The following is an 18,303-nucleotide window of genomic DNA, read 5'->3' on the forward strand; positions in this document are numbered from 1 at the left end:
CCCGGTAGGGGTCAGCCGGTGAAGGCCGGCGCCAGCGCCGCGGGCATCGTGACCCGCGGGCTGCCGGATCCGTCCGCCGGGACGGACCACAGATCCGATCCGTAGTCGCCGGGCAGCGCGTAGACGAGGGTGTGCCCGTCCCGCCACACCACCTGATCGTCGATGTTGCGCCGCTCGGCGGTCGCGGTCTCGCGCAGGGTGCCCAGATCCAGGACGTACAGCCGCCAGGGCGCGTCGTCGGGCGCGCCCTCGACGCGCTTCTTGTAGGCGATCCGCGTCCCGTCCGGCGAGAGGGACGGGCACTCGACGTTGGAGTGCAGCGAGCGCAGCGTCCGGTCGGTGCGGTCACCGCGCACCAGGTGCGTGCGCCCGCCCGTGGCGACGGTCGCGTAGAAGTGCGTGTCGTCGGCGAAGGTGACGCCCCAGACATTGATGTCCGCAGCCTTGTGGAGCCGGCCGTCCAGGAAGAACCGGTAGTCCTCAAGGTTGCGGTCCAGCGTCCGGCTGCCCAGGTCCAGTACGGAGGTGCGGGTGGAGAAGTTCGTCCCCGCGTACGAGTCCCCGCTGACGAAGACGGTCCAGGCGACGGAGCGGCCGCTGGGGGAGACCCGGGCCCGGGTCGGCACGCCGGCCAGGTCGTAGCGGCGCAGCTCGCGCAGCCGGGCGTCCAGGACGACGGCCCGGTAGCCGTCCCGGAGCCCGCCGTGCACCGCCTGCAGACAGATCCCCGTCCCACCCGCCGAGTGGAAGCGCAGGCAGCGCACCCCGGACGAGGTACGGGGCCCCGCCGGGTCGGCGGCGGGCACCGAGGCGATCTCGTCGCGGTGCGGCCCCCAGGCCATGTTCCGGAAGACGCTCCGGCCCGGCGCGTCCAGGACGACCTCGCCGCGGCTGACCCGCGGGCCGCCGGGCCGCGCCCGGTCCTTCTCGGCGGCCCGCCCGGCGGCGTGCAGCGTGGCGGCCAGGGCGACACCGCCCAGGACCAGCACGGCCGCGACGAGGATCAGGAGACGGTTCTTGAGGGTCATCAGGGCGGTCCTCGTGGTTCAGCGGACGGGCGCCGGAGGGCCGTCCGCGGGCAGGGGTTCCACCGGGCGCAGCAGCAGTGCGCTGACGGCGGCGGAGACGGCGAGACCGGCTGCTGCCGCCTGCAGCGCCGTGCGGTCGCCCCACGCCGTCCAGGCCGCGCCGAAGGCGAGCGAGCAGACGAAGCGGGCGGCCGCCTGCCCGGTCTGGACGACGGCGAGCCCGCTGCCGCGGACGGCCTCGGGAACGGCGTCGGCCGTGGCGGCGGCCAGTACGCCGTCCGTGGCCGCGTAGAAGCCGCCGTGCAGGGCGAGCGCGGGCCACAGCAGGACAGGCGAGTCGCCGAGCGGGACGAGGAGCACGGCGTACGCCCCCAGGAGCGCGAGGTGGCCGCAGAGGAACAGCCGCCGGCGCCCGAAGCGGTCGGCAACGGCCCCGAGGGGGACGGCCAGCAGGAGGAAGGCGGTGGCCGTCCCCAGCGGCAGGAGCGGGAACCAGGCCTCGGACAGCTCCAGCCGGCGCTGCAGCGTGAGGTACAGGAACGAGTCGCTGACGGTGGTCAGCCCCAGCAGCGCCGCGCAGACGGTCAGCCGGCGGACCTCCGGGCGGCGCGAGACGGCCCGCAGGGGCGCCTTGCCCGCCGGTGGGCGGTGCCCGCGGGAGGCGGCGCGGCCGGGTACGAAGAGCAGCAGGACGAGTAGGCCGAGGACGGCCACGCAGCCGCTCACGGTGAACACGGCGTCGTATCCGCCGGCCGCCGCCCGCAGGATGAGGAAGGCGACCAGGGGACCGAGCAGCGCGCCCGCGGTGTCCATCGCACGGTGCACGCCGAAGGCCCGGCCCCGGTCGTCCGGTGCGCAGGCCAGCGAGATCATGGCGTCGCGGGGTGCGGTGCGCAGGCCCTTGCCCGTACGGTCGGCGGCGAGCACCGCGCCGATCAGGGGCACGCTGTGCACGACGAGCAGCAGCGGCTTGCACAGGGCGGAGAGGCCGTAGCCCGCGGCGGCCACGGCCTTGTGCCCGCCCGGGCCGCGGTCGGCGAACCTGCCGCCGACCAGTCGCACGAGCGCGCTGACGCCGTTGTGGATGCCGTCCAGGAGGCCGAAGCCGAGGGGCGACAGCCCGAGTTCGGCCACCAGGTAGAGCGGCAGGACGGCGGTGACCATCTCCGAGGAGACGTCCGTGACGAGGCTGACGGTGCCCAGGGCGAGCACGGTCGCGGGGACCGCGGCCCGCCGGCCGGGGGAGGGGGCCCGGCCGGCGGTGTCGGGGACGCCCGGGGCGGTGCGGCTGTCCGCGAGGTACACGGTCAGCTGTTCCAGATGCCGGTGATGTCCTTGGCGGCCGCTGCGTGCCCGGCGTGCGCCGTGCCGTACATGTCCTCGATCGTGCGCAGGACGTCGTAGTGGTTGTAGATGGTGCCGGAGGTGGAACCCGCCTTGACGGGCTGTCCGTAGAAGACGGTCGGGATGCGGTTGCCGCTGAGCCTGTTGTCCTCGTCGAAGGTGATGAGGAGCAGGCTGTTGTGGGTCCTGGCCCAGTCCGCATAGCCCTTGAGGTTGTTCTTCAGCCAGGTGTCGCCGGTGCCCACGGAGCAGTCGTGCATGTCACTGCAGAGGTTCGGCACGACGAAGGAGACGGTCGGCAGCTTGCTGTAGTCGCCGGGGAAGGCGCTCATGGTGTGCGCGGTGCTGGTGGGCACGTTGCTGAAACCGAACCACGGGTTGTGCTTCTGCGCGTACTTGCCGCTCTTGCAGGTGGTCGACCCTTCGGCGGGCAGGGATTCGTTGTAGCTGGCCCAGGTCCTGCCCGCGGCGACCAGTTCGGAGGCGAGGTTGGGCTCGTCGCTGAAGCCCGGGGTGACACAGCTGTCGTCGGTGACGCCCTGGGTGTCCCCGGAGAACAGCGCGTAGTAGTTGGGCTGGCTGGGGTGCGTCTCGGCGTACGACGCGGTCAGGTCGGCCCCTCCCGCGGCGAGGGAGTTGATGTAGGGAGCGCTGGAGCTGCCCATGACCTGGCTGTAGGAGTGGTTCTCGAAGACGACGACCACGACGTGGTCCGGGGTGGGCACGGCCGCCGCGGCGGAGGAGTCCGCGTCCCACAAGCCGAGGGAGACGGCGGCGAGGCCGAAGGCCGTGGCCAGGGCGCCGAGATGGCGGCGGCGGGTGCGGCGCAGTCCGGGGGCGTGAGTGGGTGCGGCGGGCACGGTGTCCTCCGTACGGGCGGGCGGCAGGCGGGCGCCGGCGGGGAAGGCGCTGGGCGGGCGGTGGCCGGGGGCGTGAGGGAAATGTAGGGCGGCACGCGTGACATGTACACGCCTTCAGGGTGACGGCTTCGGGAACAAACGCCCAGCGGAATGCGACAGCCCGGCATGCGTGGGGACGCGTTATGGGGCGATGCGCGGCCGCGCCTCAGGCGGCGGGCAGGCCCAGCAGTTTGCGCGCCGTGTGCTGCGGCGTCTCGTCGTGTTCACGGGCGAGTGCGATGACCGCCCGGCATGCGAGTTCGTTCACCCCGAAGCAGAGCGCTTCGGGGGAGACCCAGCGGGCCGCCTCGGCGCTTCTGTCGTGGTCGTCCTCGGCGCACGCCGCCACGTACGTGGCGGCCGCCTCGAAGAGATTGCGCTGCCGCGCGGCGGGCGGCGGGGGCTCCGGCAACTGCCAAGCCTCCTCGATGCGCTTGCGGAGCTTGTCGAACACCGATCGTCACCTGCCTCCGCGAGCGGTCCGGGCCGTGGTCGTTCAAGTGTGCCCGCCACCCGTAGAGTTGAACCTACGACGAACGAAGGGGCGACTGCCGAGTGAAGCGCTACGACCGGCTCGAGGAGATCCGGAGAATGGATCCCGAGCGGGACTTCTTCAAGATCTACCGGATGATGGCGACCCTGGAGTTCCCCTGGGACATCACCCGCGCGCTGGAACTCGCCCTCTACAGGACCTACGCAGTGCCCAGTATCGGCCGCCTCCTGGCCGAGACGGGGGAGTTCCCGGACCGTACACAGAAGCGGTACGACGACACGGCCCTCCTGCTCGACGCCGTCGTGGAGCACGGATTCGACAGCGAGAGCGGCCGGACGGCGATCCGCCGGATCAACCGGATGCACCGCAGCTATGACATCAGCAACGACGACATGCGCTACGTCCTGTGCACCTTCGTCGTCATCCCGGGACGGTGGGTCGACGCGTACGGCTGGCGCCGGTTCTCCGGGCACGAGCGTCATGCCATAGCGGCGTACTACCGCACTCTCGGCAAGCACATGGGCATCCAGGACATCCCGGGGTCCTATGCGGAGTTCGAGCGCCACCTGGACGAGTACGAGGCCGAGCACTTCGGCTGGGACGAGGGCGGCCGGCGCGTGTCCGACGCCACGCTCGACCTGATGGCCTCCTGGTACCCGCGTCCGCTCGCCCCGCTCGTGCGCGGCGCGAGCCGGGCCCTGCTCGACGACTCCCTGCTGCGGGCCTTCCGTTACGAGCAGCCGCATCCCGCCACCCGCGCCTTGGTCCAGGGCGCCCTGCGGGCCCGCGCCAAGGCCGTACGCCTCCTCCCACCGCGCCGCGCCCCTCACTTCGTGCGCCAGAACCCCGAGATCAAGGGCTATCCCAACGGATACGCCGTTGCGGAGCTGGGCACCTTCCCGGCCGCCCGGCGAGGTGCGCGGTCCGGCTCCTGCCCGGTGCCGCACGGACGGGCCGCCTCAGACGCGGCGGAGTGAGCCGATCGTCTCGCGCAGCCAGGTCAGCTCCGCACGGCTGGTGGCGCGGGCGATGGTGAGCACGCCCCGCCGGAAGGGATCCTCGATCTCCTCGGCGTGCAGCGGCCGCTCGCCGGCGTAGAAGAAGCTCGTGGGCTTCTGGAGGAACGCCAGCCGCCGTTCCAGGACGGCGGCCTGCCCCGCCGGTTCGCCCAGGTGGCGCAGGAACGCGAGCACCGTGAACCAGCGGTTCTCGTCCGTGATGTCGTTGTCGGCCGGCTCGGCGAGCCGGTGCCGCAGCTCCGCGCGGCCGTGCGCTGTCAGGGAGAGGACGTGCCGCGGCGCGGCTCCGGAGCCCGGCCGGGTCTCCCGGGCGAGCAGCCCCGCCGACTCCAGCCGCTTGATCGCCGGATACAGCGAGCCCTCTGCCACGGGCTTGACGTGCCCGGTGAGCGCGGCGATGCGCTTGCGCAGCTCGTAGCCGTGCAGCGAGGCGTCGTAGAGGAATCCGAGGATGGCGAGTTCAAGCATGGCGGTATTCAACCCGACGGCCGGTGTACATCGCTATGGCGGTACATCGAGATCGATGTATGGTGATGATCCAGTACGGAATCGCTGGAGGGGAGAACGGCATGCGACAGGCGGAGTTCGGATCCACGGGGGCCTGTGTGCGATGGACCGAGGCCTCCGGAGGCGGCCCCGCGCGGGTCTACCTCCACGGGCTGGGATCGGCCTCGGCCGTCTACCACGCGCACATCGCCGCCGCCGCAGCGCTGTCCGACCGGCGCTCGCTCTTTGTCGACCTGCCGGGACACGGCATCAGTGACCGCCCTCTGGACTTCGGCTACACGCTCGAGGAGCACGCCGACGCGGTGGCGGCGGCCCTGCACTCGGCCGGGGTCAAGGGGGCCGAGGTCGTGGGGCACAGCATGGGCGGAAGCGTCGCCATCGTGCTCGCCGCGCGGCGGCCCGAGCTGGTCTCGCGGCTGGTCCTCGCCGAGGCCAACCTCGACCCCGACCCGCCCCGGACGGCCGGCAGCAGCGGCATCGCCTCCTACACGGAGGAAGGTTTCGTCCACGGTGGCGGGTTCACGGACACCCTGCAGCGGGTCGGTCCGCTGTGGCGCGCGACGATGCGGCTCGCCGACCCCACCGCCCTGCACCGCAGCGCGATCGGCCTGGTGCGCGGGACCAGGCCGACGATGCGTCGCCTGCTGCAGGAGATGACCATTCCGCGGACGTACCTGATGGGGGAGCTCAGTGGCGAGCTGCCGGGGCGCGAGGAGCTGGAGGCCTCGGGGGTGGTCGTGGCGACCGTGCCCGGCGCCGGGCACAACATGATGTTCGACAACCCCGCCGCCTTCGTCGAAGCGGTCGCGGCACGGTCCCTCCTGCCCTCCTGACCCTCTCTCCCCCTTCCCCCTCCTCCCTCCGTGTCCCTCCGTGTCCCTCCAGGCCTTGCTGCCCCCTGCTGCCCTGCCCCTGCTGTCGTGGTGACTCCTCAGCCGCGGGCCGCCGCGTGCGGCTCCGGCCGGTCCGTCCGGCTCGCCAGCACCAGGAAACGGGTGTCCTCGTCCGTGTAGGAGTCGAGGTGCCAGCCGCCGCGCGCCAGCAGGGGGCGCAGGTTGGGCTCGGCGCGCTCGTCGTCGGGCGTCACCTGACGGCCGTGGCGGGCGGCGAGCGCGGCACGCCCGACGGGGTGGAAGAGCGCGAGCCGTCCGCCGGGCCGTACGACGCGAGCCAGCTCTTGCAGGCCTGCCACCAGGTCCGCCAGGTGCGAGATGAGACCCGCCGCGAAGACGGCGTCGACCGAACCGTCGCGCAATGGCAGCGTGGTGACGTCGGCCAGGAGCAGCTGCCCGTCGTGGTGCCGGCCCGCCCGTACGGCGGCGTCCAGCATCGCGGGCGTGAGGTCCGCGCCGAGCACGACGCCCCGCGGGCCGACCGCGGCGCGCAGGGCCGGAAGGGCCCGTCCGGTACCGCAGCCCGCGTCCAGGACCGCATCGCCGCCGCGCAGCCCGAGTTCGGCGACGGCGGCGTCGTAGGCGGGTCCGTCATCGGGGAAGCGGGCGTCCCAGTCGCCCGCCCGCTCGGTGAAGAACTCCTGCACGTGGGCGGGATCCCGCCACTGTTCCTTGGTCGTTTGCTGTGCCATGTCCCCATCATGTGCCAACTTGCGCACGGACACGTGCCGACGGGCCGGGACGGGTTGCCGACGGCACGCGGGTGAGCAAGGCTGGCACGGCAGTTACGGGGAACAGCGGAACGGGGAGGCGGGACATGGCAGTCGGCAAGGGGCTCGACTGGATGCTGGACGACCTGACCGAGCGCATCGAGCACATACGGCACGCACTGGTGCTCTCCAACGACGGGCTGGTGACGGGGGCCAGTGCGAGCCTGCAGCAGGAGGACGCCGAGCACCTGGCCGCGGTCGCGTCGGGGCTGCACAGCCTCGCGAAGGGCACGGGCCGTCAGTTCCGGGCGGGCCGGGTGCGGCAGACGATGGTCGAGTTCGACGAAGGCGTGCTGTTCGTGACGGCCGCGGGCGACGGCAGCTGTCTGTGCGTCCTCGGGGGAGCGGAGGCCGACATCGGCCAGATCGGCTACGAGATGACGCTGCTGGTCAACCGCGTCGGCGAGCACCTGGGCGTCGAGGCCAGGCAGTAGGCGGGACGGGAAAGCGAGACGGCAGGCGAGGCGCGTCGACGAGGGTTATCCACAGGGCGGACGGTCTGTCGCACTCCGCCGCTATCGTCGTCACTGTCAGTGATCGGACAGTGATCGAGCGATGACGGGGGAGTTCCATGGCGGTGCAGGAATGCCGGGAGCGGAGCGCGACGGCCACGGTGGCCTGTGGGAGGGCGGCGCGGGAGCTGGGCCTGAGGCCCCGCGAATTCGAACTGGCCGTGCAGCTGGGCCATGTGCGGACCGTGTCCGCTCTCGGCGGGAGGCCACGGGTCACGCGGGAGGAGATCGCACGGCACCGCTCCGGCGAGGGCTTCCCCGAGTCGCTGCGCAACCGCCTGTGGGCGGTGGGCACGGCCGAGGCCGCCCAGCTGATGGGGGTGAGCCCCGCCCGCTTCGCACGCCTTGCCAAAGCGGGCTGCTTCGCCCCGGTGAGGTTCTACGTCAATCGTTACCGGGCAGTGGTCTGGCACTATCTGGCCGCCGACCTCGTGGAGTTCGCCGACGCCAACCCCGAGCTCCTCACGGGGCGCATGCCTCCCGGGCTCCGTCTGGAGCTGGAGGGGCGTGACGACCAGCGGGCCCGGAGCTGGCGCGCCCGGCGGCTCGATCAGCTGACCGGGCGGACGGCGGATCCCTGGGAGCAGGCGGCGGCCGTCGCGGCCGTGCTCGCCCCCGACCAGCTGGCAGATGCCGTGCCCGACCCGTACGAGCGGGCGTACGCCAGCGCGCTGCGGCCGGACCTCGCCGGGATCCGATCGGACTCGGCGGCGGCGCGGGAGGTCATCGAGAGGGTGACGCTCGCCGTCGACGCCGACGAGATCGGTCGCCACCGGGATCGGCTCGCCCTGGCCCTGGCCGCAGCCCGGGCGGCCCGGCCGGCTCCGAGGCCCGACGGGCATGAGCCCGCAGCTCCCGCGAGAGAGCCGGTCGGGGGCGCGCAGGAGGACAGCCGGTCGGACCTTGCGGCGGAGCCGGAGCCGGAGCCGGAGAGGGAGAGGGAGCCGGAGGGGGTGGCGGGGGACCGGGAGGCCGGGCGGGACCTGGAGGAGGCGCCGGCCGGTTTGCGGGCGTGGTTGCGTCGGCTGCGGCGCGTCGCATGACGCCTGGTCGGACCGGGCCCCGGGCGCTCAGCCCACCTTGCGGAACAGACCCTCCTGCATCACCGAGACGAGCAGCCGGCCCTCGCGGTCGAAGATCTGACCGCGGGCCAGGCCCCGGGCGCCCGTCGCGATGGGTGACTCCTGCTGGTAGAGGAACCACTCGTCCGCATGGAAGGGCCGGTGGAACCACATCGCGTGGTCCAGCGAGGCCATGTCGAAGCCGCGCGGCCCCCACAGCGGTTCCACCGGGATGCGTACGGCGTCGAGCAGCGTCATGTCGCTCGCGTACGTGAGGGCGCAGGTGTGCACGAGCGGGTCGTCGCCCAGCGGCCCCAGCGCGCGCATCCACACCGCGCTGCGCGGCTCCGTGTCCGCCAGCTCCTGCGGGGTCCAGCGGAGCCGGTCCACGTAGCGGATGTCGAAGGCCAGCCGGCGCTCCATGTGGCGCAGCGCGCTGGGCAGCTCGCCGAGACGCTCGCGGATCTCGTCGGCGAGCCGTGGCAGGTCCTCGGGCGCCGGCACGTCCGGCACGGGCACCTGGTGCTCGAAGCCCGGTTCGGGTTCGTGGAAGGAGGCGGTGAGATTGAAGATCGTGCGGCCCTGCTGGACGGCCACCACGCGCCGCGTGGTGAAGGAGCGGCCGTCGCGCACCCGCTCCACCAGGTACACGATCGGCACCCCCGGCCGCCCGGGGCGCAGAAAGTACGCGTGCAGCGAATGGACCGGGCGGTCACCTTCGGTGGTCCGCCCGGCGGCGACCAGCGCCTGCCCGGCGACCTGGCCGCCGAACACGCGCTGCAGCGACTCGTCGGGACTGCGGCCCCGGAAGATGTTCAGGTCGATCTGCTCCAGGTCGAGCAGACCCACCAGACGGTCGGTCGGTGTGGTCATCGGGCCTCCTTCGCCGCCGGGGCCCGACGCGTGGGCCGTGCCTCGGAGGCTACAGCTGACCGACCTCCACGACGCGGACCACCGCGCGGCCCTCCTCGTCGGAGGCGGTGAGATCCACCTCGGCGGTGATGCCCCAGTCGTGGTCACCGCCCGGGTCCGCGAAGGTCTGGCGCACCCGCCACAGGCCGTCCTCCGGCTTCTCCTCGATCCGCAGCAGCTTCGGACCGCGCGCGTCCGGCCCGGTCCCCAGGTCGTCGTACTCGTCCCAGTACGCGTCCATGGCCTCGGCCCAGCGGTCCTCGTCCCAGCCGGACTCGGCGTCCATCTCGCCGAGCTCGCCCACCTTGTCGAGTGCGGCCAGCTCGACCCTCCGGAAGAGTGCGTTGCGCACCAGCACCCGGAAGGCGCGGGCGTTCGCCGTGACGGGCTTGACCTGGTCGGCGCGGTCCTGCGCCTCCTCGGCCGACTCCTCCTCGGGGTTGGCGAGCTGCTCCCACTCGTCCAGCAGGCTGGAGTCGACCTGGCGCACCATCTCGCCCAGCCAGGCGATCAGGTCCTCGAAGTCCTCGGACTTCAGGTCGTCGGGAACGGTGTGGTCCAGCGCCTTGTACGCACCGGCGAGGTAACGCAGGACGATGCCCTCGGTCCGCGCCAGGTCGTAGTGGGAGGTGAACTCCGTGAAGGTCATGGCCCGCTCGTACATGTCGCGGATGACCGACTTCGGGGACAGGGGGTGGTCGCCGACCCAGGGGTGGCTCTTGCGGTAGAGGTTGTAGGCGTGGGTCAGCAGCTCTTCCAGCGGCTTGGGGTAGGTGACGTCCATGAGCCGCTCCATGCGGTCCTCGTACTCGACGCCGTCCGCCTTCATCACGGCGACCGCCTCGCCGCGCGCCTTGTTCTGCTGCGCCGCGAGGATCTGCCGCGGGTCGTCCAGCGTCGACTCCACGACCGAGACCATGTCCAGGGCGTAGGACGGCGACTCCGGGTCCAGGAGCTCGAAGGAGGCGAGCGCGAACGTCGACAGCGGCTGGTTGAGCGCGAAGTCCGACTGCAGGTCCACGGTCAGGCGCACGATCCGGCCCTCGGCGTCGGGCTCGTCGAGCCGCTCGACCACGCCGCCGTCCAGCAGGGAGCGGTAGATCGCGATGGCGCGGCGGATGTGCCGCAGCTGGTTCCTGCGCGGCTCGTGGTTGTCCTCCAGCAGGCGGCGCATCGCCTCGAAGGCGTTGCCCGGGCGGGCGATGACCGCCAGCAGCATCGCGTGGGTGACCCGGAAGCGGGAGGTGAGCTGCTCCGGCTCGGAGGCGATGAGCTTCTCGAAGGTGTTCTCGTTCCAGTTGACGAAGCCCTCGGGCGCCTTCTTGCGGACGACCTTGCGCCGCTTCTTCGGGTCGTCACCGGCCTTGGCCAGGGCCTTCTCGTTCTCGACGACGTGGTCGGGGGCCTGGGCGACGACGAACCCTGCCGTGTCGAATCCGGCCCGCCCGGCCCGGCCCGCGATCTGGTGGAACTCCCGGGCCCGCAGCGTTCGCACCCGCTGGCCGTCGTACTTGGTCAGGGCGGTGAACAGCACCGTGCGGATCGGCACGTTGACGCCGACGCCGAGGGTGTCCGTGCCGCAGATGACCTTCAGCAGCCCCGCCTGCGCGAGCCGCTCCACCAGCCGGCGGTACTTGGGCAGCATGCCCGCGTGGTGCACGCCGATGCCGTGCCGGACGTAGCGCGAGAGGTTCCGGCCGAACTTGGTGGTGAAGCGGAAGTTGCCGATGAGCTTGGCGATCTCGTCCTTCTCCTCGCGCGAGCACATGTTGATGCTCATCAGCGCCTGTGCCCGCTCCACGGCCGCGGCCTGGGTGAAGTGCACGATGTAGACCGGGGACTGCTGCGTCTGCAGCAGCTCGGTGAGGGTCTCGGTGAGCGGCGTCGCGCGGTACTCGTAGGACAGCGGTACGGGCCGGGTCGCCGAGCGGACGACGGCCGTGGGACGTCCCGTGCGCCGGGTCAGATCCTCCTCGAACCGGGATACATCGCCCAGAGTCGCCGACATCAGGATGAACTGGGCCTGGGGCAGCTCCAGCAGCGGGATCTGCCACGCCCAGCCCCGGTCCGGCTCCGCATAGAAGTGGAACTCGTCCATCACGACCTGGCCGATGTCGGCGTCCTTGCCGTCCCGCAGCGCGATGGAGGCGAGCACCTCGGCGGTGCAGCAGATGACGGGCGCGTCGGCGTTGACCGAGGCGTCGCCCGTGAGCATGCCGACGTTCTCCGTGCCGAAGATCTTGCACAGGTCGAAGAACTTCTCCGACACCAGCGCCTTGATGGGCGCGGTGTAGAAGGTCACCTGGTCGTTGGCGAGCGCGGTGAAGTGCGCTCCGGCCGCGACCAGGCTCTTGCCGGAACCCGTGGGCGTGGAAAGGATCACGTTCGCCCCGGAGACCACCTCGATCAGCGCCTCCTCCTGCGCGGGGTACAGCGAGATGCCCCGCTCCTCGGCCCAGGTCGAGAAGGCTTCGAAAAGGGCATCGGGGTCGGCATGGCTCGGCATCTGATCGATAAGGGTCACCCCTCCATACTGCCTGCCCCCGGACCCGATCAGGGAACCGGCCGGTCGAATGGTGATCATCCGGACGCTACGCTGAGTCGCCGACCCGGCGTCAGGAAAGCCGGGGCCGGCCGGCACGAGGAGGGGAATCGACCATGATGGGACCGGCGCACTCGCTCTCGGGAGCGGCCGCCTGGCTGGGAGTGGGGGCGGCGGTGGCCGCAGCCGGCCACCCGATGCCCTGGCCGGTGCTCGTCGTCGGCGCCCTGATCTGTGCCGGAGCGGCCCTCGCCCCCGACCTCGACCACAAGTCGGCGACGATATCGCGCGCCTTCGGCCCGATATCGCGCGCGCTGTGCGGCATCATCGACAAGCTCTCGCACTCGGTCTACAAGGCCACCCGCGGGCACGGCGACCCGCGCCGCAACGGCGGCCACCGCACCCTGACACACACCTGGCTCTGGGCCGTCCTGATCGGCGGCGGGGCCTCGGCGCTGGCCATGACCGGCGGCCGCTGGGCCGTGCTCGGCATCCTCTTCGTCCACCTGGTGCTCGCCGTCGAAGGACTCCTGTGGCGCGCGGCCCGCACCTCCAGCGACGTCCTCGTCTGGCTCCTCGGCGCCACCAGCGCCTGGATACTGGCCGGCGTCCTGAACGAGCCGGGCAACGGTGCCGACTGGCTCTTCTCCGACCCGGGCCAGGAGTACCTGTGGCTGGGCCTGCCGATCGTCCTCGGCGCCCTGGTGCACGACATCGGCGACGCGCTCACCGTCTCCGGCTGCCCGATCCTGTGGCCCATACCCGTCGGCCGCAAGCGCTGGTATCCCCTCGGGCCGCCGAAGGCCATGCGCTTCCGGGCGGGCAGCTGGGTGGAGCTCAAGGTCCTCATGCCCGCGTTCCTGGTCCTCGGCGGCCTGGGCGGGCTGGGCGCCCTGGAGTTCATCTGACCCCGCGGCGCCCGGCAGCGCGACCCCGCCCGCTTCGGCTAGCGGTGCCAGGAGCGCCACAGCGCCGCGTACGTGCCTCCCGCCGCGACCAGCTCGTCGTGGCTGCCCAGCTCCGAGATCCGGCCGTCCTCCGCCACCGCGATCACATCCGCGTCGTGGGCGGTGTGCAGCCGGTGCGCGATGGCCACCACGGTGCGCCCCTCCAGCACCGTCGCCAGCGAGCGCTCCAGGTGCCGGGCCGCGCGCGGGTCCAGCAAGGAGGTAGCCTCGTCCAGCACCAGCGTGTGCGGATCCGCCAGGACGAGCCGGGCCAGCGCGATCTGCTGGGCCTGGGCCGGGGTGAGCGCGAGCCCGCCCGAACCCACCTCCGTATCCAGCCCGGCCTCGAGCGCACGTGCCCAGCCGTCGGCGTCCACCGCCGCCAGGGCCGACCAGAGCTCGCCGTCCTCGGCCGCCGTCCGCGCCAGCAGCAGGTTGTCGCGCAGGGACCCGACGAAGACGTGGTGCTCCTGGTTGACCAGGGCCACATGGCGGCGCACCCGCTCCGCCGGCATCCGCGCGAGCTCCGCGCCACCGAGCGTCACCGCGCCCGAGCGCGGTGCGTAGATCCCGGCCAGCAGCCGGCCCAGCGTCGACTTTCCCGCGCCGGACGGACCGACCAGCGCCACCCGGCTCCCCGGCCGGACCGCCAGGGAGACGCCGTGCAGGACGTCGTTGCCCTCCAGGTAGCCGAACCGCACCTCGTCCGCCCGTACCTCCCGGCCCTCGGGCTCCGCGCCGTCATCCGCGGCGTCCGCGCCGATCTCGCGGACCCCCACCAGCCGGGCAAGTGACACCTGCGCGATCTGGAGCTCGTCGTACCAGCGCAGGATCAGGCCGACCGGTTCGACGAGCATCTGCGCGAACAGCGCGCCGGTCGTCAGCTGCCCGACGGAGACCCAGCCCCGGAGCACGAAGACACCACCGATGATCAGTACGGAGCCGAAGACCAGCGAGTGGGTCACGTTGATCACGGGGAAGAGGACCGAGCGCAGCCACAGGGTGTACCGCTCCCACTGGGTCCAGGAGGCGATCCGGCGGTCGGAGAGCGCCACGCGGCGCTCGCCCAGCCGGTGCGCCTCGACGGTCCGCCCCGCGTCGACGGTCTCCGTGAGCGACGCCGCGACCGCGGCGTAGCCCGCGGCCTCCGAACGGTAGGCGCCCGGCGCCCGGCGGAAGTACCAGCGGCAGCCGACGACGAGCACCGGCACCGCGACCAGCACGCACAGCGCGAGCGGCGGCGCGGTCACCGTCAGCGCTCCCAGCAGCAGCGCCGCCCACACGAAACCGATCGCCAGCTGGGGCACGGCCTCGCGCATGGCATTGGCCAGCCGGTCGATGTCGGTGGTGATCCGCGACAGCAGGTCGCCGGTGCCGGCCCGCTCCAGGACGCCCGGCGGCAGCCCCACCGACCGTACGAGGAAGTCCTCGCGCAGATCCGCCAGGATCTCCTCACCGAGCACCGACCCGCGCAGCCGCACCATGTGCACGAACACGGTCTGCACGGCGAGCGCGACGGCGAACAGCGAGAGCGTGCGCCCCAGATGAACCTCCCGCGCACCCGCCGCCAGTTCCTCGACCATGCCGCCCAGCAGGTAGGGACCCACCATGGAGGCCGTCACGGCGACGGCGTTCACCGCCACCAGCACGGCGAACGCCCTGCGGTGCCTGCGGAGCAGCGTGCCCACGTAGGCCCGGACGGTCGCGGGCGCGGCGACCGGGAGAGTGGTCGCCGACTCCGGTGCCGCGGGGTCGTGCGCCGGTGGTGCCACGCCGATCATGCCGACTCCTCGATCTGTTCGCTCTCGCCGAGCTCGGTGAGCTCCGCGTCCAGCTCCCCCGCGGCCGGCGCGACGGGGTCCGTCTCCCGCGTGACCACTGCGCGGTACGCGGGGTCGTCCCGCAGGAGTCCGTGGTGCGTTCCCACCGCCACCGCGCGGCCCTCCTGGACGAACACCACGCGGTCCGCCCGGTCGAGCAGCAGTGGGCTGGAGGAGAACACCACCGTCGTACGGCCCTGCCGCAGTGCCCGCAGGCCGTCGGCGATACGGGCCTCGGTGTGCGAGTCGACCGCCGACGTCGGCTCGTCGAGCACCAGCACCTGCGGGTCGGTGACCAGCGACCGGGCCAGCGCCAGCCGCTGCCGCTGTCCTCCCGACAGCGAGCGTCCCCGCTCGGTGATGCGAGTCCGCATGGGGTCTTTGGAAGCGTCCGGGGAGGCCTGTGCGAGAGCGGTCAGTACGTCACCGCACTGTGCCGCCGCCAGCGCGGCCTCGGCCGGGACGGCTCCGGAGGCGGGCACGTCCAGCAGCTCGGCGAGCGTCCCCGACAGCAGCACCGGGTCCTTGTCCTGGACGAGCACCGCGGTGCGGGCCGCCTCCAGCGGCAGCCCGTCCAGCGCGACGCCGCCGAGCAGCGCCGAGGGCATCCCTTCGGCTCCCGCCGCGGCGTGCCCCCCCAGCCGGTCGGCCAGCCGGCCGGCCGCGTCCGGGTCGCCGCACACCACCGCGGTCAGCCGGCCTGCCGGTGCCGACAGCCCGCTCTGCGGGTCGTACAGGTCACCTGCTGGTACCTCCGCGGGACCCTCGCCCTCCCCGGCCCGTGCGGTACGCCCCAGCGACAGCACGCGGGCCGCGCGTTCCGCGGACGGCCGGGAGAAGGAATAGGCCATGGCGATCTCTTCGAACACCCTGAGCGGGAAGAGGAGGAAGGTGACCAGGCCGTAGACGGTGACCAGTTCGCCGACGCCCACCCGGCCGTCCTCGACCAGCCCGACCCCGTAGCCGACCACCGCGATCAGCAGCAGTCCCGGCAGCAGCACCTGGACCGCGGCGATCAGCGCCCACATCCGGGCACTGCGCACGGCAGCACGGCGCACCTCCTGGGAGGCGCGCCGGTAGCGGTCCAGGAACAGCTCCTCACCGCCGATGCCGCGCAGCACGCGCAGCCCGGCCACGGTGTCCGAGGCCAGCTCCGTGGCGTACCCCGCCTTGTCGCGCTGCTCGTCGGCCCGTCTCGTCGCGGGCGGCAGCAGGGGCAGCACGGCCAGGACCAGGGCGGGCACCGCCAGCGCGACGACCGTGCCCAGGGCCGGCTGGTAGACGACCAGGGCCACGCACACGGACAGCGTCGTGAACAGCGCGGAGCCGAAGCGGGACAGCGCCTCCACGAACCAGCCGATTTTCTCGACGTCCCCCGTCGACACCGCGACGACCTCGCCGGCCGCGACCTGACGCGTCAGCGTGGCACCCAACTCGGCCGTCTTGCGGGCCAGGAGCTGCTGCACGCGCGCCGCGGCCGTGATCCAGTTGGTGATGGCCGTGCGGTGCAGCATCGTGTCGCCCAGCGCCACGAGGCCGCCCAGCAGCACCATCAGCCCGCCCGCCAGGGCGAGCCGGGCGCCGGAGCGGTCGATCACGGCCTGGACGGCGATGCCGAGGGCCACCGGCAGCGCGGCCACGGCGGCCATGTGCACCACGCCCCACGCCATGGCCTTCGCCTGGCCGGCCAGCTGATGCCGCCCGAGCCAGAGCAGTAACCGCGGTCCCGACCTGGTATCGGGTCGGCCGGGATCGGTATACGGAAGGTCGCGGATCTGCATGTCATCCCAGGGGTGCGGGCGAGTCGGCAGGAGCTGTGAAAGGTTCGCGCCACTGGAGTGCAGCATTCAACTGGTTTTCGCACTCCGGCGACGGATCAGGCCAAAGGGGCTCTGGCGCACTGGAGTACGAGCCGCTTCACTCCTGCCCCATGAGACGACTGTTGCTCGCGCTGTGCGCCGCGACCACTGGTCTGGTGCTGGGCATGGGCCCCGCCGTGGCCGCGGGCCCGCCGACCGAGTTCGGCACCGACTGGCACGACCCGATCACCGCCGGCCCGCCGGTGGCCACGCCCGGCACCAAGGCCTGCACGGTCACGGTCGCCGACACCGAGTTCCGCGACTACACGCCCTACAAGAGCACCTACCTGCCGCCCAAGGGCTGCGGCGACCGCTGGAACAAGGTCGTCCTGCGGCTCGACGGGGCCGTCGCCGGACGGCAGTACGACCGACTGGGCTATCTGCAGGTCGGCGGGGTGGAGATCCTGCGCACCTCCACCCCGGAGCCCTCGCCCGAAGGCATCACCTGGCACGTCGAGAAGGACGTCACCCGCTACGCGGCCACCTTCCGGGACAAGCAGCCGGTCGAGATGCTCATCGGCAACCTGGTGAACGAGACCTACACGGGCGTCATCAAGGTCAAGGCGACACTGACCTTCTACGCCGCCGAGGGGCGGGCCGGGGCGGCACATACGCCGGACAAGGTGCTCACTCTGGACGGCGCGCACACCACAGGTACGTCCTATGAGGGGCTGTTGACCACTCCACGCAACAGCGAGCGGATCGTGGCCGAGGTGTACGCGACCGGCTCGGGCGGCGGCTGCGAGGAGTTCTGGTACCTGACCGTGCCGGACGCGGCGCCGTACTCGTGCAAGGCCAAGGACGGCCCCTACCGCGAGGTCCAGGTCTCCGTGGACGGCAAACTCGCCGGGATCGCCGCGCCCTTCCCCACCGTATGGACGGGCGGCTGGTCCAACCCCTTCCTGTGGTACGTCATTCCCGGCCCGCGGGCCTTCGACGTCCGGCCGGTGGAGTACGACCTGACGCCCTTCGCGGGGCAGCTCAACGACGGCAGAGCGCACCGGATCACGATCTCGGTCGCCGGTGTGCCGGAGGGACAGAGCGGCTGGAGCACCCCGACCAACATCCTGGTCTGGCAGGACGCCGAGGCGACTCAGGTCACCGGGGCCCTCACCGCGCACGAGGCGGGTGCACCCGCGAACACGGTCGCCTACGAACCTGGCAAGGAGCACCGGCTGAAGGCCGGCGGCGGGCACTCCCTGACGGTCTCCGGCTACGTCGACACCTCGCACGGAAGGGTAACCACCACCGTCGCCCGCAAGGTCGCCGCCGCGTCCAGCCACAGCTGGACCGACGGCGAGTCGAAGGACGCCCTCCGGGCCCGCTGGACCGACGACGAGAACGTAAAGGTGGCCGGCCACGGACCCGCCACGACGACCCGTACCCACCGGGTCTACAGCATGGACGGCGAGATCAGCATCGGCGCGGGCGACCGGCTGCGGACCGTGATGAGGATGGGCGACCGCTCCGACAGCGTCACCCTGCGCGCCGGCAAGCGGCTCGGGTGGTCGCTGATGGACGACACCTACACCGGCGACGCGGCGTACAACCAGAACGTCCCGAGGGACCAGCGGCACGCCACCGGCGTCTCGTGTGAGCGCTACCGCCTCCTCGGTCCGGGGGCCTGCTACGACCGGACCCTGGCCACGGCCCAGGGGGAGCTGACGGAGGACAGGCGCTCCTGCTGAACCTCCTGG

At 72.4% G+C, this 18,303-nt stretch carries 16 protein-coding genes; 6 read left to right on the plus strand and 10 right to left on the minus strand.

Annotated elements, in window-relative coordinates:
- Positions 1–11: 11 nt before the first annotated feature.
- The 4 genes from FGW37_RS27955 to FGW37_RS27970 form a co-directional block, all read right to left on the minus strand.
- On the minus strand, positions 12–1,028 hold the full coding sequence (locus tag FGW37_RS27955; protein ID WP_179083591.1) for a TolB family protein: 1,017 nt from the start codon (positions 1,026–1,028) through the stop codon (positions 12–14).
- Between the two features lie 18 nt (positions 1,029–1,046).
- The gene (locus FGW37_RS27960) at positions 1,047–2,333 is read right to left on the minus strand and encodes an MFS transporter (RefSeq protein WP_179083592.1); all 1,287 of its coding nucleotides are present in this window, start codon (positions 2,331–2,333) and stop codon (positions 1,047–1,049) included.
- A 2-nt stretch (positions 2,334–2,335) separates the two neighbouring features.
- The gene (locus FGW37_RS27965) at positions 2,336–3,232 is read right to left on the minus strand and encodes an alkaline phosphatase family protein (protein WP_484600428.1); all 897 of its coding nucleotides are present in this window, start codon (positions 3,230–3,232) and stop codon (positions 2,336–2,338) included.
- Between the two features lie 205 nt (positions 3,233–3,437).
- A complete protein-coding gene (locus FGW37_RS27970; protein ID WP_246430867.1) occupies positions 3,438–3,701 on the minus strand; it encodes a hypothetical protein in 264 nt (87 codons plus the stop codon).
- Between the two features lie 125 nt (positions 3,702–3,826).
- On the opposite strand from FGW37_RS27970, the gene FGW37_RS27975 reads away from it, so the two are divergent.
- A complete protein-coding gene (locus FGW37_RS27975; protein WP_179083594.1) occupies positions 3,827–4,741 on the plus strand; it encodes an oxygenase MpaB family protein in 915 nt (304 codons plus the stop codon).
- On the opposite strand, the gene FGW37_RS27980 is transcribed toward FGW37_RS27975, so the two are convergent.
- Entirely contained in the window at positions 4,724–5,251 is a 528-nt protein-coding gene (locus FGW37_RS27980; RefSeq protein ID WP_179083595.1) for a PadR family transcriptional regulator, read from the minus strand. The genes FGW37_RS27975 and FGW37_RS27980 overlap by 18 nt on opposite strands.
- A gap of 101 nt (positions 5,252–5,352) precedes the next feature.
- Here FGW37_RS27980 and FGW37_RS27985 point away from each other — a divergent pair, with 101 nt between their 5' ends.
- Positions 5,353–6,123 (plus strand): alpha/beta fold hydrolase, encoded by a 771-nt coding sequence (locus FGW37_RS27985; RefSeq protein ID WP_179083596.1) that lies wholly within the window; start codon positions 5,353–5,355, stop codon positions 6,121–6,123.
- 98 nt (positions 6,124–6,221) lie between these two features.
- On the opposite strand, the gene FGW37_RS27990 is transcribed toward FGW37_RS27985, so the two are convergent.
- Positions 6,222–6,875: a class I SAM-dependent methyltransferase gene (locus FGW37_RS27990; protein WP_179083597.1), complete on the minus strand. Its 654-nt coding sequence runs from the start codon at positions 6,873–6,875 to the stop codon at positions 6,222–6,224.
- 125 nt (positions 6,876–7,000) lie between these two features.
- Between FGW37_RS27990 and FGW37_RS27995 the strand changes: the two genes are divergently transcribed.
- Both FGW37_RS27995 and FGW37_RS28000 read left to right on the plus strand, forming a co-directional pair.
- The gene (locus tag FGW37_RS27995) at positions 7,001–7,387 is read left to right on the plus strand and encodes a roadblock/LC7 domain-containing protein (protein ID WP_179083598.1); all 387 of its coding nucleotides are present in this window, start codon (positions 7,001–7,003) and stop codon (positions 7,385–7,387) included.
- 137 nt (positions 7,388–7,524) lie between these two features.
- On the plus strand, positions 7,525–8,508 hold the full coding sequence (locus FGW37_RS28000; protein ID WP_246430605.1) for a DUF6397 family protein: 984 nt from the start codon (positions 7,525–7,527) through the stop codon (positions 8,506–8,508).
- Between the two features lie 27 nt (positions 8,509–8,535).
- Here the strand turns inward: FGW37_RS28000 and FGW37_RS28005 are convergent, their stop codons facing one another.
- Both FGW37_RS28005 and FGW37_RS28010 read right to left on the minus strand, forming a co-directional pair.
- Entirely contained in the window at positions 8,536–9,399 is an 864-nt protein-coding gene (locus FGW37_RS28005; protein WP_179083599.1) for an acyl-CoA thioesterase, read from the minus strand.
- A 49-nt stretch (positions 9,400–9,448) separates the two neighbouring features.
- Positions 9,449–11,962, minus strand: a complete 2,514-nt coding sequence (locus tag FGW37_RS28010) for a DEAD/DEAH box helicase (protein WP_179083600.1) — start codon at positions 11,960–11,962, stop codon at positions 9,449–9,451.
- A 134-nt stretch (positions 11,963–12,096) separates the two neighbouring features.
- Between FGW37_RS28010 and FGW37_RS28015 the strand changes: the two genes are divergently transcribed.
- Entirely contained in the window at positions 12,097–12,888 is a 792-nt protein-coding gene (locus FGW37_RS28015; RefSeq protein ID WP_179083601.1) for a metal-dependent hydrolase, read from the plus strand.
- A gap of 38 nt (positions 12,889–12,926) precedes the next feature.
- Here FGW37_RS28015 and FGW37_RS28020 read toward each other — a convergent pair whose 3' ends face one another.
- Complete coding sequence (locus tag FGW37_RS28020; protein ID WP_179083602.1) at positions 12,927–14,708, minus strand: ABC transporter ATP-binding protein; 1,782 nt, start codon at positions 14,706–14,708, stop codon at positions 12,927–12,929.
- Positions 14,705–16,528: an ABC transporter transmembrane domain-containing protein gene (locus FGW37_RS28025; RefSeq protein WP_179083603.1), complete on the minus strand. Its 1,824-nt coding sequence runs from the start codon at positions 16,526–16,528 to the stop codon at positions 14,705–14,707. Before FGW37_RS28025 ends, FGW37_RS28020 begins: the two co-directional genes overlap by 4 nt.
- Before the next feature lie 149 nt (positions 16,529–16,677).
- On the opposite strand from FGW37_RS28025, the gene FGW37_RS28030 reads away from it, so the two are divergent.
- Positions 16,678–18,294 (plus strand): peptide-N4-asparagine amidase, encoded by a 1,617-nt coding sequence (locus FGW37_RS28030; RefSeq protein WP_179083604.1) that lies wholly within the window; start codon positions 16,678–16,680, stop codon positions 18,292–18,294.
- The last annotated feature ends 9 nt before the right edge of the window (positions 18,295–18,303 follow it).

The sequence above is a fragment of the Streptomyces rectiverticillatus genome (genome assembly GCF_013394065.1).
Classification (GTDB): Bacteria; Actinomycetota; Actinomycetes; order Streptomycetales; family Streptomycetaceae; genus Streptomyces; species Streptomyces rectiverticillatus.

Excerpts from the sequence above, each read along its gene's own strand:
- FGW37_RS27955 (WP_179083591.1), bottom strand. The coding sequence starts at position 1,028 with ATGACCCTCAAGAACCGTCTCCTGATCCTCGTCGCGGCCGTGCTGGTC.
- FGW37_RS27980 (WP_179083595.1), bottom strand. The coding sequence starts at position 5,251 with ATGCTTGAACTCGCCATCCTCGGATTCCTCTACGACGCCTCGCTGCAC.
- FGW37_RS27985 (WP_179083596.1), top strand. The coding sequence starts at position 5,353 with ATGCGACAGGCGGAGTTCGGATCCACGGGGGCCTGTGTGCGATGGACC.
- FGW37_RS27990 (WP_179083597.1), bottom strand. The coding sequence starts at position 6,875 with ATGGCACAGCAAACGACCAAGGAACAGTGGCGGGATCCCGCCCACGTG.
- FGW37_RS27995 (WP_179083598.1), top strand. The coding sequence starts at position 7,001 with ATGGCAGTCGGCAAGGGGCTCGACTGGATGCTGGACGACCTGACCGAG.
- FGW37_RS28000 (WP_246430605.1), top strand. The coding sequence starts at position 7,525 with ATGGCGGTGCAGGAATGCCGGGAGCGGAGCGCGACGGCCACGGTGGCC.
- FGW37_RS28005 (WP_179083599.1), bottom strand. The coding sequence starts at position 9,399 with ATGACCACACCGACCGACCGTCTGGTGGGTCTGCTCGACCTGGAGCAG.
- FGW37_RS28015 (WP_179083601.1), top strand. The coding sequence starts at position 12,097 with ATGATGGGACCGGCGCACTCGCTCTCGGGAGCGGCCGCCTGGCTGGGA.
- FGW37_RS28020 (WP_179083602.1), bottom strand. The coding sequence starts at position 14,708 with ATGATCGGCGTGGCACCACCGGCGCACGACCCCGCGGCACCGGAGTCG.
- FGW37_RS28025 (WP_179083603.1), bottom strand. The coding sequence starts at position 16,528 with ATGCAGATCCGCGACCTTCCGTATACCGATCCCGGCCGACCCGATACC.
- FGW37_RS28030 (WP_179083604.1), top strand. The coding sequence starts at position 16,678 with ATGAGACGACTGTTGCTCGCGCTGTGCGCCGCGACCACTGGTCTGGTG.